This is a genomic window from Flavobacterium sp. A45, assembly GCF_002001005.1.
Classification (GTDB): domain Bacteria; phylum Bacteroidota; class Bacteroidia; order Flavobacteriales; family Flavobacteriaceae; genus Flavobacterium.
Map to the genome: position 1 here is coordinate 77,394 of NZ_MUNX01000080.1, position 12,986 is coordinate 90,379.

A 12,986-nucleotide genomic window follows, 5' to 3' on the forward strand; every position below is an offset into this window, starting at 1 on the left:
CCCTCTCTTCTGGAGAGGGGCTGGGGGTGAGGAACGAATTATATCCTATTTTTTTAAAACTGCATAACATCAATGTGCTTATTGTAGGTGGAGGAAATGTGGGGTTAGAAAAATTGTCGTTCATGTTGAAATCCAGTCCCAATGCGAATGTTGAGGTAGTGGCGACAAAGTTCTTACCTGAATTGGAAGCATTAGCCGAAAAACATTCTTCGGTTAAATTGACTCAAGCGAAGTTCAAGAAAAAAATGTTGAAAAAACGGCACATGGTTATTGCTTGTACCGATGATTTGAAAGTCAATAAAAGAGTTTATGATTTAGCTCGAAAGCGTTATTTGATTTGCAATATTGCCGACACACCCGATTTATGCGATTATTATTTGGGAGGCATCGTAACCAAAGGAAACGTAAAAATCGCCATTTCAACTAATGGAAAATCGCCAACAACAGCCAAAAGATTACGCGAGTTTTTTGAAGAAGTAATTCCGGAAGACATCAATAAAATGGTTCAAAACCTGAATGAATATCGAAAAACTTTAAAAGGTGATTTTGAAGAGAAAGTTCAAAAGATGAACGAAATTACAGAAGGATTGAAAAAATAATGAATATAGAAATAACGGATAAAATTCTCTGATAATTATCATATTCAGAAATTGAAAGCATTCGTTTATTTGCGCACAAATAAAAAAATAATATAAAGAGTAAATTTAAATATAATGGTTAAAACAGACATACTTATAATAGGAGCTGGACCAACAGGTCTATTCGCCGTTTTCGAAGCAGGATTATTAAAATTAAAATGTCATATTCTGGATGCCTTACCACAACCGGGAGGACAATTATCAGAACTATATCCAAAGAAACCTATCTACGATATTCCAGGATTTCCGGAAGTATTAGCGGGTGATTTGGTGGACAATTTAATGGAACAAATCAAGCAATTTGAACCTGGATTTACTCTTGGTGAGCGTGCAGAAACTATCGAAAAACAAGAAGACGGAAGTTTTATTGTTACTTCAAATAAAGGTAAGAGATTTCACGCTTCTGTTGTAGCCATTGCTGGAGGATTAGGAAGTTTCGAACCAAGAAAACCATTAATCGAAGATATCGAATTCTACGAAGACAAAGGAATTAAATATTTTATCAAAAATCCAGAGAAATTTAGAGACAAAAGAGTTGTGATTTCCGGAGGAGGAGATTCTGCTTTGGACTGGAGTATTTTCTTGGCAAATGTTGCTTCAGAGGTAACTTTGATTCACAGAAGAAACGAATTCCGTGGAGCATTAGATTCTGTTGAGAAAGTACAGGAATTGAAAAACGCTGGAAAAATCAAAATGATCACTCCTGGAGAAGTTGTAGGTTTAAACGGAGCAGAGCATTTAGAATCTGTAGATGTTGATATTGAAGGCGCTCACAGAAATATTCCAACTGATTATTTTATTCCGCTTTTTGGTCTTACGCCAAAATTAGGTCCAATCGCTGACTGGGGATTGGAAATTGAAAAAAACGCAATTAAAGTAAACAACGCTTTGGATTACCAAACGAACATTCCTGGAATTTTCGCCATTGGTGACGTAAACACTTATCCAGGAAAACTAAAATTGATTCTTTGCGGATTCCACGAAGCCACATTAATGTGTCAAGCGGCTTACCAAATCATCAATCCAGGTAAAAAATATGTTATGAAATACACCACTGTTTCCGGAGTTGACGGATTCGACGGTACTCGTAAAGAAGCGCCAAAAGCAGTTGTGAAAGCGATTGTGTAGTTTCGTTTATTAGGTTTAAAAGTTTAAATTGTTTAAAAGTTTAAGTGTTGCGTGGGTTCGCAGACAATCTTAAACAACTTTAAACAATTTAAACTTTTTTTAAACAATCCTAAACCTTCAAAAAAACTTGCAAGTATCGGCGCTATGTCGTTTCTTTGCACTGTTCCTATTTTTATTGAAAGTTATCACGAAAGGCGGAGGGAAAAGACCCGATGAAACCTTAGCAACCCTTTACTTTTTTAAAGAAGGTGCTACATTCTACCACGCATTGCGCGGATAGATAACACAAGAATACATCCCTGTATTTTTCAAACCTTTTCCTGACAACATTTCGATAATTTTTTTAGAGCGAATGATTGGTGCATTTTTTGCAGTCAACGTTCCCGCTTTCCGTTGCAATCCACGCCCAAAAGCGTGGGATTTTCACTGCAATCGGGGCTAAAGAGCCAAAATCAGGAATTTTTGGAATTAATAATGAGCTTAGCGCCTTTGCGTCTTTGCGAGAAATAAAAAAATAAAATGTCAAAAGATTTAAAAGACAGTGTTGGAATTCCCCCTTCGGGGGTTAGGAGGACAATTCAAGAAGAAATAAAAAAGAGAATACTCGTGCTCGACGGAGCAATGGGGACCATGCTGCAACGTTATAATTTCTCTGAAGAAGATTTTCGTGGCGAACGATTCAAAGATTTTCCGCATCCGCTAAAAGGGAACAATGATTTATTGTCCTTAACGCAACCACAGGCTATCAAAGCAGTACACGCAGCCTATTTTGAAGCAGGAGCCGATATTGTGGAAACCAATACTTTCTCAGGAACGACCATAGGTATGGCGGATTATTACCTAGAAGAATATGTTTATGAATTGAACTACGAATCGGCAAAACTTGCTCGTGAAGTAGCCGATGAATTCACTGCCAAAAATCCAAACCAGCCTCGTTTTGTAGCCGGTTCAATTGGCCCGACAAACCGTACGGCGAGTATGTCGCCAGATGTAAACGATCCAGGATACAGAGCAGTAACTTTTGATGATTTGCGCATTGCTTACAAACAACAAGTCGAAGCCTTAATGGATGGCGGTTGCGACTTGCTTTTGGTGGAAACTATTTTTGATACATTAAATGCCAAAGCAGCACTTTTCGCCATTGAAGAAGTAAAAGAAGAACGCAATCTTGATATTCCGATTATGGTTTCAGGAACGATTACCGATGCTTCAGGAAGAACACTTTCGGGACAAACGGTAGAAGCCTTTTTGGTTTCGGTATCACATATTCCATTGTTAAGCGTAGGATTCAATTGTGCTCTTGGTGCCGATTTATTGAAACCGTATCTGCAGACTTTGTCGCATAATACTTCTTTCAACGTGTCGGCGCATCCAAATGCAGGATTGCCAAACGCTTTTGGAGAATACGATGAAACACCAGAGGAAATGCAAGCACAAATTAAAAGCTATTTAGACGATAATTTAATAAACATCATTGGTGGTTGTTGCGGAACAACCCCAAACCATATCAAATTGATTGCCGATATCGCCAAGGATTATAAGCCGAGAGTTTCGACTGCGGTGATGTAAATTGACATAATTAAAATGATAGTAGATTGTAAATCTGCGATATTTAATATTTCGCATTTATCGGAAATTAAAAATGATAAAAGAAGACGTTAGAATTACTCATAAAACGAATTGGGTGAAAGTAATTATCTTTTTTGTATTAGTGGGTTTGTTCATATTCTCTTTATATTATAATAATAATGAATATGAGAATTACAGAAAATCGCTGAAAGGAGAGACTATTGCATTAGCAACTAGAATTAAGAGCTCAGGTAAAGGTAGGTCTTTGAAATACTATTTTTATTCAGGTAAAAAAGTTATATCAGCGATTAGTATACACGATTATTATGGTGATGAATCAGAATTGATAAATAAGTTTTATAAAGTAAAATATAATTTAAAAGACCCTGAAGAAAACTATATTATTTTAGAAAAAGAACTAAACCCTGATTCAATAACACTTGTTAAAGCTGGTTTCACTAAAACTAAATATTATATCTATGACGTTGCAGTGTCATCTAAATATATAGAGAAGTTAAAATGGAAATGATTTTTAAATTGAAGAATAAAATTGAAATTTTCGGGAAATATAAATTTGTTATGAAACCGATTATCGCGTGAGGGATAGTAGTGGAAAGCCCTTAGACCAATGGAGTGATAACGGAATTGGACGAGGACTTGAAACGAATAGCCCGGCCCTTTGGGACACGCCCAAATAAAGTTGAAAATTAAAATAAAATATAACTACAGTTTTTTAGCTGTAGACAAAATAATAAAAACTTAGGATCTAAGCTGCTTAGAAACTTAGTAACTCAAAATAAAAAAATGGGACACAATAAAAATAGAAGAAACCTTGTATTATCGGGATTAGAGCCTTTGATCATTACGCCGGATAGCGTATTTGTGAATGTTGGGGAACGTACCAATGTTACAGGTTCGAGAAAGTTTCTTCGATTGATTAAGGAAGAAAAATACGAGGAAGCACTTGATATTGCTAGACAGCAGGTAGAAGGCGGCGCGCAAATCATTGATATCAATATGGATGAGGGAATGCTTGACGGTGTTTATGCGATGACCAAATTCCTGAATTTGATTGCTGCCGAGCCGGATATTTCTAGTGTGCCCATTATGATTGACAGTTCGAAATGGGAAATCATTGAGGCTGGTTTGAAAGTTGTGCAAGGAAAATGTGTGGTAAACTCGATTTCGTTAAAAGAAGGAGAAGAAGCATTTATCCATCACGCTAAGCTAATCAAACGTTACGGAGCTGCGGTTATCGTAATGGCTTTTGATGAGGTTGGACAAGCCGATAATTTTGACAGAAGAGTTGAAATTTGCCAGCGCTCGTATGATATTTTGGTAAACAAAGTAGATTTTCCTCCACAGGATATTATTTTCGATTTGAATATATTCCCCGTAGCGACTGGTATGGAGGAACACCGCTTGAATGCTTTGGATTTCTTTAGAGGAACCAAATGGGTTCGGGAAAATTTACCGCACGCGCACATCAGTGGTGGGGTGAGTAACGTTTCGTTTTCGTTTAGAGGGAATGATACTGTGAGAGAAGCGATGCACTCGGTTTTCTTGTACCACGCCATTCAAAACGGAATGACAATGGGAATTGTAAATCCGGAAATGTTGTCGATTTATGATGAGATTCCAAAAGATTTATTGGAACACGTAGAAGATGTAATTCTAGACAGACGCGACGATGCTACTGAACGTTTATTGGATTTTGCCGAAAACGTAAAAGGTGATGTGAAGAGCAACGAGAAAGCGGTTCAAGAATGGCGTTCGGGAACAGTTCAGGAAAGAATCACGCATTCCTTGGTAAAAGGAGTGGACGAATTTATAGAAATTGATGTTGAGGAAGCGAGATTGGCTGCCACAAAACCTATCGAAGTTATCGAAATCAATTTGATGACAGGAATGAATGTTGTTGGAGATTTGTTTGGTTCTGGGAAAATGTTTTTGCCGCAGGTTGTAAAATCGGCTCGTGTGATGAAAAAAGCGGTGGCTTATTTATTGCCATTTATTGAAGCTGCTAAACAGGTTGGCGATAAATCTGGAAACGGAAAAATCCTAATGGCAACCGTAAAAGGGGATGTACACGATATTGGTAAAAATATTGTTTCGGTGGTTTTGGCTTGTAATAATTATGAGATTGTGGATCTTGGAGTTATGGTGCCTCCCGAAAAAATTATTGCAGCTGCTATAGAACATGAAGTAGATATTATTGGATTGAGCGGATTAATCACGCCGTCTTTGGACGAAATGGTTTATTTGGCGAAAGAATTAGATAAAAGAGGATTGAAAATTCCTGTAATGATTGGTGGAGCTACTACTTCACGTGCACATACTGCCGTGAAAATTGCACCTCAGTATAGAGAAACCGTGATTCACGTAAACGATGCTTCGAGAGCCGTTACGGTGGCAGGAAACTTATTGGATCACAATAGAAAAATTTATGCAAGCGATATTCGAGCCGATTATGATGCGTTTAGAGAAACATTCTTGAACCGTTCACGAGACAAGAATTTCTTAACGATTGAGCAAGCCCGTAAGAATAAATTGCAATTGGATTGGAGGCATTTTGAACCTGTAAAACCAAAAGTTATCGGTGAGCAGATTGTCGAAGTAGATTTGGATGTATTGGTTCCATATATTGACTGGACTCCGTTTTTTAGAACGTGGGAATTATTCGGAAAATATCCAGCGATTTTAACCGATGAAGTTGTTGGTGAACAAGCCACTTCTGTTTTTGCGGATGCGCAAGCAATGTTGGAAGTGATTCTGAAAGAGAAAAAATTACAAGCCAAAGGAATCTACGGAATCTTCCCTGCGAACCAAATCAATGATGATGATATTGAGTTGACTGATGAAAACGGAAAACCATTACAGACATTCTTGACTTTGCGTCAGCAGTCACAAAAAACAAAAGGAGCTCCAAATATTGCATTAGCCGATTTTATTGCGCCGAAAGAAAGCGGAAAAGTAGATTACATGGGAGCGTTTTGTGTAACCACTGGTTTTGGCGTTGACGAATGGGCGGCCGAATTTGAAAAGGATTTGGACGATTACAATTCGATTATGGTCAAAGCTTTGGCTGATCGATTTGCAGAAGCATTCGCCGAATATTTACACGAAAAAGTCCGTAAAGAGATCTGGGGTTATGCAGCCGATGAGGTTTTGAGCAAACAAGCACTTATCGAAGAAGATTATAAAGGAATTCGTCCGGCACCTGGTTATCCTGCCTGTCCAGACCACTTGGAAAAACCAACAATCTGGAAACTACTTAACGTAGAAAAAGAAATTGGAGTAACCTTAACCGAAAGTATGGCGATGTGGCCAGCTTCATCGGTTTCGGGATATTATTTTGGAAACCCAGAAAGTAAGTATTTCGGTCTTGGAAAAATAAAAGAAGATCAGGTCATTGATTATGCCAAAAGAAGAAGTGTTTCAACTGATGTTGCCATGAAATGGCTGAATCCAAATATTGCAGATTAAAATCCCCACCCAGCCTCCCCAAAGGGGAGGAGTTGAAAAGGAATAAAAAAATATTGTTAAATTAAAATTACCCGAGTTCTCCCCTCCTTTGGAGGGGTCGGGGGAGGATTATGAAAGTAACAGAACATATAGAAAAAGCCAAAGGAGAAACGTTATTCTCTTTCGAAATTATTCCGCCACAAAAAGGTAAAAGTATTCAGGAATTATACGACAACATCGATCCGTTGATGGAGTTCAAACCGCCATTTATAGATGTAACGACTTCTCGTGAGGAGTATATTTATGTGGATAAAGGCAATGGTTTATTAGAAAAAAAACTGACTAGAATGCGTCCTGGAACCTTGGGAATTTGCGCTTCTATCAAACATAAATACAATGTTGATACGGTTCCTCATGTACTTTGTGGTGGTTTCACCAAAGAGGAAACAGAATATTTATTGGTCGATTGTCACTATCTGGGAATAGACAATGTTATGGCGCTTCGTGGAGATGCCATGAAAGATGAGCAGTCTTTTGTTCCCAAAGAAGGAGGGAATAATTATGCATCCGACTTAGTCAGTCAAATTTATCAATTGAATAACGGAAAGTATTTACACGATGTAATGGACATCGACAACAAAGCTGATTTTTGTATTGGAGTGGCCGGTTATCCAGAGAAGCATTTGGAATCTCCTTCTTTAATATCGGATTTAAAAAGGCTGAAAGAAAAAGTAGATGCCGGAGCCGATTACGTCGTGACTCAAATGTTTTTTGACAATGCTAAATATTTTGAGTTTGTTGCCAAAGCACGTGAAATGGGAATTACCGTTCCTATTATTCCGGGAATTAAACCAATTGCGGTACAAAGACATTTACAAGTATTGCCACAAATTTTCCGTATTGATTTACCCGAGGATTTGATAAACGCAGTCGATAAATGCAAGAATAATGTCGAAATACGTCAAGTGGGAATCGAATGGGCAATCCAGCAATCAATAGAATTGAAAGCGGCGGGAGTTCCTGTGTTGCATTATTATTCTATGGGAAAATCAGAAAATATCAGACAAATAGCAAGTCAGGTTTTTTAAATAAAAAGTTATTATTAATTTCAATTTGAAATACTCGATTGGTTATTTTTAACTAATCGGGTATTTTTTTTACAACAATAATCAAATGAATCCAACCCTCCAAAAAGATATAAAAGACATTGAAAACATTCTCGAAAAAGTAAAACAACAAGGAATAGATTTTCTTAATGTTATTGATGATGTTCCGACTTCAACCCAAAATACAATTACGACCAATAGGAATTTAAACGATTCTGGTTTGGGAGCAATGTCTGCCTTGGAAGAGTTTAATCAACGTTTGGCTCCTTTGATGGTTTCACAGTCTGGACCTAGATATTGGGGTTTTGTTACGGGTGGAGCGACACCTGCTTCTATTGTTGGCGATTGGTTAACTACTATTTATGACCCAAATGCACAGGCTACAAAAGCACAGGGAGGTGTTTCGGCTTTGATAGAAATAGAAACGATTAATCTATTGTTGCAATTATTGGATTTGCCAAAATCATTTTTAGGAGGATTTGTAACAGGTGCAACAATGTCAAATTTTACAAGTTTGGCGGTAGCTCGACAATGGTTCGGAAAGCAATTGGGTAAGGATTTTGCAAAAAACGGAATTACCGCTCCTCTAAATATTCTTACGGCTACACCACATTCGTCTTCGGTAAAATGTTTGGCGATGTTAGGAATTGGAAGTCAAAATTTCACCAAAATAAAAACAGTTGAAGGAAACCGTGAAGCCATTCATATAAGCGATTTGGAACAAAACATAAAAAGTTTAAATGGTCAGCCTTTTATTTTGATATCGAGTGCAGGAACAGTCAACTCAGCCGATTTTGATGATTTTAATGCAATTACGAAACTCAAAGAAAAATACAATTTCTGGTGGCATATTGATGCTGCTTTCGGAGGTTTTGCTGCTTGTTCTCCAAAATACAAACATTTGGTAAACGGTTGGGAAAACGCGGACAGTATTACCATAGATTGCCATAAATGGCTGAATGTTCCTTACGAAAGTGCTTTTTATTTGGTAAAAGAACAACATAAGAATCTTCAAGTGGAAACGTTTCAAAATTCGAATGCTCCCTATTTGGGAGATCCATTGGAGAATTTCAGTTACCTAAATTTCCTGCCTGAGAATTCCAGACGATTAAAAGCTTTACCTGTTTGGTTTTCACTATTGGCGTATGGAAAACAAGGGTTTCAAGATATTGTAGAGAATAGCGTTGCGATGGCGTTGCAGTTGGATGCTTTTATAACTAATGATGAAAGTTTCGAATTATTGGCACCAACCCGCCTCAATAATGTTTGTTTTACTTTGGCGGGAGAACACAATCAGGAAAAAGTAAATTTATTTTTGACTCATCTCAACGATACAGGCAAAGTGTTTATGACACCAACAGTATATCAAAACCGCAAAGGAATTCGAGCTTCGTTTGTCAATTGGAGAACGAATGAAAATGATATTAAAATAGTGATAGAAGAAATGAAGAAAATTATTTCAACAGTTGTGACACAGTAGATTATAAATGTTTTTGTAGTATATTTAGGAATTAGTATTTTTAAATGTATCTTGAATGAAAACAATGGTGAAACTGTATGTCTGTTTATTTTTTTTAACTATTTGTAATAAAGGGTTCTCACAAGAAAAGGGTTTAAAAATTTCTCTTTGGGAAAATGGCGCCCCTGGTTTTGAAAATCGTAAAGACGAACCTGAACAAGCCAAAGATTGGTGGGTAAGGAATATTCATAATCCGTCGATAACTGCTTATTTTCCAGAAAAGCCAAATGGTATGGCGGTACTTATTTGCCCTGGCGGGGGGCATGAAAATTTGGTTTTCAACTCAGAGGGCAGAGATGCTGCGGAATATTTTGCAAGTATTGGTATAACAGCTTTTGTGCTAAAATACCGTTTGGCAAGAGAAAAAGAATCCCCGTACAAATTGGAAATACACGTTAAACAGGATGCCGAAAGAGCAATGCGATTGATAAGAAGCAAGGCTGCTGAATTCAAAATTGATCCAAACCGCGTCGGAGCAATGGGATTTTCGGCTGGAGGAGAAGTTGTTGCGATGATAGCTTATAATTCCAATAATGTTGTAAAAGACACTTCGGATGCAATAGATAAATTGGACGCACAACCCAATTTCCAAATCTTGATTTACCCTGGGCCGTTGTTTATTCCAAAGGAAATCAAAACAGAAGTACCGTCAGCATTTTTATGTGCGGCAAATGATGACCTATGTTGCTCTGGTCCAATTGTTGAATTACTGAACGGGTATCGTAAAGCAAATGTTTCTGTAGAAATGCATTTGTATTCCAAGGGAGGACACGCCTTCAATATGGGAAAAAGAGCCAAAACGAACGCTTTAAAAACTTGGCCGCAAAGACTAACGGATTGGTTCGAGGATAATAACTATTTTGTGAAGTAAAAATGTTATTTAAATATTGGTAAAAAAACAAGCTCGTTTAAAATAACTTTAAACGAGCTTGTTTTTTTATATGTATCTGCAAACTAAAATCTGCAACCTGCCAACTTACTTCGTAATTTCCCTAAACACCGCCTCCAGATTTTTATTCTTTTGATTCAGCTGTAAAGTTTTCAATCCATTATCGTAAGCAAAATCAAAAACCGTTGGGCGCATATCTTTATCCGAAACAAAAGTCAATTCCCAAGAACAACCGTTGATGTTTTTAAGCGATTTCAAATGTGGAATTTGAGCAATAAGGTCTTCTTCTACTTTTAAATCAAATTCGACTTCGATTACTTGTTCTTTATCGGCAGAGATTAAATTGTCTAGTTTTTTATCGGCAACTATTTGTCCTTTGTCAATAATAATCACTCGGTCGCAAATCGCTTCTACTTCCTGCATAATGTGTGTTGAAAGAAAAACGGTTTTGTCTTTCCCTACATTTTTAATCACATTTCTGATTTCGACTAATTGATTAGGATCCAATCCAGTTGTAGGTTCGTCTAGAATCAAAACATCGGGATTGTGTAATAAAGCATTTGCAAGACCTACTCTTTGACGATAGCCTTTGGACAATTGGCCTATTTTTTTATGGCTTTCGGTTTGCAAGCCTGTCAACTGAATCACATCTTCGATTCTTGATTTATCTACTTTATAAACATCAGCATTAAAGGCCAGATATTCTCTCACATACAAATCTAAATACAACGGATTGTGTTCTGGTAAATATCCAATAGAAAGCTGCACCGATTTTTCCTGAGTGTTTACATCAAAGTCATTGACTAACGCAACACCAGAATCAGCGTGAATATAAGTCGTCAAAATTTTCATCAAGGTCGATTTTCCGGCACCATTTGGTCCTAAAAAACCAACGATCTCTCCTTTTTTAACAGAAAATGAAATGTTGTCCAATGCTTTTTGGGCACCATAACTTTTCGAAATGTTTTTTACTTCTATTGACATAAAACTTTATTTGTTGCAAAAGTAAACAGAAAAAACTTTTGTTTATTCTTTTTGTCCAATAATGACCCTTTAACCTTTGTCAAAGTTTTGAACTTTGACAAAGGTTAGTCAGAAATGACGGCTTTATCGTTAAGATTTATATATTTACAATTAAACTAAATCAATATGGGAAATAATCAATCTGGCAGTTTCTTGAAAAATTACAGTAGTATTCTGTTGTTACTTGGTGGAATAATCGTTGGTAGCATTTTAGGTCTAGTTTTTGGAAATGGGGTTGAAGTCATAAAGGCATTAGGAGATATATTCCTGAATTTACTTTTTACAGCTATCATACCATTGGTGTTTTTTACCATTGCTTCCTCAATTGCCAATTTGCAAAAATCTGAAAAACTAGGAAAGCTTTTCGGGATAGTTTTAGGAGTGTTTCTAACAACTGTGATTATTTCGGCTATTATAATGATTATTGGTGTTTTGATTTTTCCAATACATCAAGGTATAGTAATTTCAAATGTTGCATTAGAAAACATTCAGGAAAGCAGCACTGGTTCCCAAATGACTCAATTAGTAACGGTCAATGATTTCTATGAAATATTGTCCCGAAAAAATATGTTGGCGCTTATATTGTTTTCTTTTCTAATTGGTTTTTCAACTTTGCGTGCAGGTGAAAAAGGAAAAGATTTTGCAAGGTTCCTTAATTCTGGAAACGAAGTGATGAAACAATTACTTCATCTTATTATGAAAACGGCACCAATAGGTCTTGGGGCTTATTTTGCCTATCAAGTCGGTATCTTCGGGCCACAATTATTCGGAGCTTATGCCAAGCCATTGGCGTTATATTATGCCGTTTGTACTTTTTACTTTATTGTGTTTTTCAGTTTGTATGCTTTTTTCGCTGGAGGAAATCTAGGACTTAAAATATTTTGGAAAAATAACATCACACCCGCATTGACCGCCGTGGGAACATGTAGTAGCATTGCAACCATTCCTGCCAATCTCGAAGCCGCAGAGCAAATGAATATTCCAAGTCACATTCGAAATCTAGTAATTCCACTCGGAGCGCCTCTACATAAAGACGGTTCCAGTATGTCGTCGATTGTCAAAATCGCCGTCATTTTTGCACTATTTGGGAAGGATTTTACAGATCCCTACACTTTATTAACCGCAATCGGCATCACCATAATTGTATCTGTAGTCGAAGGTGGTATTCCAAACGGTGGATATATAGGAGAGATTCTCGCCATAACCGTTTATGGATTCCCTATGGAGCAAGCCTTGCCGGCAGCAATGATTATTGGAACCTTGGTCGACCCAATCGCAACTTTATTGAATGCCAATGGCGATGTGGTATCCGCAATGGTAGTTGCCCGAATCTCCGAAGGCAAAAAGTGGATTACCCAAAAGAGCACCTAAATAATGTAAAAAATCATTTACTTCGTCAGTTCGCAAAAGCTCGTTTGGGAGTGACCCTGTTGAGCAAAGGAGCCAACTTTAGATACCGCTTATTCGGCTCCTTTACTCAACAGGGTCGGGCTATCCATGCTACTTCGGTAGCTTATTTCTATCCCTCACTCGGTTTTCAAGATCTTTAGATTAACCCAGAAACGCGCCTTTTTTTCATCAACATCCAAAAGAAAAGGATTCAAAAAGTATCCTTTTTACAGAAAGCAAGAGTTGCAGTCTGTTTGATG

10 protein-coding genes and 1 riboswitch are annotated in these 12,986 nt (G+C 37.2%); of the genes, 9 read left to right on the forward strand and 1 reads right to left on the reverse strand.

Going from position 1 to position 12,986, the window contains the following annotated elements; translation table 11 throughout:
- Window positions 1-20: 20 nt before the first annotated feature.
- From B0E44_RS09505 to B0E44_RS09540, 8 genes are all read left to right on the forward strand, one after another.
- Window positions 21-599 carry a bifunctional precorrin-2 dehydrogenase/sirohydrochlorin ferrochelatase gene (locus B0E44_RS09505; protein ID WP_254423278.1) on the forward strand — a complete coding sequence of 193 codons (579 nt, stop codon included), beginning with the start codon at window positions 21-23 and terminating at the stop codon, window positions 597-599.
- A 114-nt stretch (window positions 600-713) separates the two neighbouring features.
- Entirely contained in the window at window positions 714-1,766 is a 1,053-nt protein-coding gene (locus B0E44_RS09510) for an NAD(P)/FAD-dependent oxidoreductase (RefSeq protein ID WP_077373576.1), read from the forward strand.
- A gap of 179 nt (window positions 1,767-1,945) precedes the next feature.
- Window positions 1,946-2,053: riboswitch (SAM riboswitch) on the forward strand.
- Window positions 2,054-2,285: 232 nt separating this feature from the next.
- Window positions 2,286-3,335: a homocysteine S-methyltransferase family protein gene (locus B0E44_RS09515; protein WP_077373579.1), complete on the forward strand. Its 1,050-nt coding sequence runs from the start codon at window positions 2,286-2,288 to the stop codon at window positions 3,333-3,335.
- A 73-nt stretch (window positions 3,336-3,408) separates the two neighbouring features.
- The gene (locus B0E44_RS09520; protein ID WP_077373583.1) at window positions 3,409-3,864 is read left to right on the forward strand and encodes a hypothetical protein; all 456 of its coding nucleotides are present in this window, start codon (window positions 3,409-3,411) and stop codon (window positions 3,862-3,864) included.
- Between the two features lie 275 nt (window positions 3,865-4,139).
- Complete coding sequence (gene metH / locus B0E44_RS09525) at window positions 4,140-6,821, forward strand: methionine synthase (protein ID WP_077373586.1); 2,682 nt, start codon at window positions 4,140-4,142, stop codon at window positions 6,819-6,821.
- Window positions 6,822-6,931: 110 nt separating this feature from the next.
- Entirely contained in the window at window positions 6,932-7,888 is a 957-nt protein-coding gene (gene metF / locus B0E44_RS09530) for a methylenetetrahydrofolate reductase [NAD(P)H] (protein WP_077373589.1), read from the forward strand.
- 85 nt (window positions 7,889-7,973) lie between these two features.
- Window positions 7,974-9,386: a pyridoxal-dependent decarboxylase gene (locus B0E44_RS09535; protein ID WP_077373592.1), complete on the forward strand. Its 1,413-nt coding sequence runs from the start codon at window positions 7,974-7,976 to the stop codon at window positions 9,384-9,386.
- A gap of 55 nt (window positions 9,387-9,441) precedes the next feature.
- Window positions 9,442-10,296, forward strand: coding sequence for an alpha/beta hydrolase (locus B0E44_RS09540; RefSeq protein ID WP_077373595.1), 855 nt, complete (start codon window positions 9,442-9,444; stop codon window positions 10,294-10,296).
- A gap of 105 nt (window positions 10,297-10,401) precedes the next feature.
- Here the strand turns inward: B0E44_RS09540 and gldA are convergent, their stop codons facing one another.
- On the reverse strand, window positions 10,402-11,298 hold the full coding sequence (gldA, locus tag B0E44_RS09545; RefSeq protein WP_077373598.1) for a gliding motility-associated ABC transporter ATP-binding subunit GldA: 897 nt from the start codon (window positions 11,296-11,298) through the stop codon (window positions 10,402-10,404).
- Between the two features lie 165 nt (window positions 11,299-11,463).
- Here gldA and B0E44_RS09550 point away from each other — a divergent pair, with 165 nt between their 5' ends.
- Window positions 11,464-12,708 (forward strand): dicarboxylate/amino acid:cation symporter, encoded by a 1,245-nt coding sequence (locus B0E44_RS09550; protein ID WP_077373601.1) that lies wholly within the window; start codon window positions 11,464-11,466, stop codon window positions 12,706-12,708.
- The last annotated feature ends 278 nt before the right edge of the window (window positions 12,709-12,986 follow it).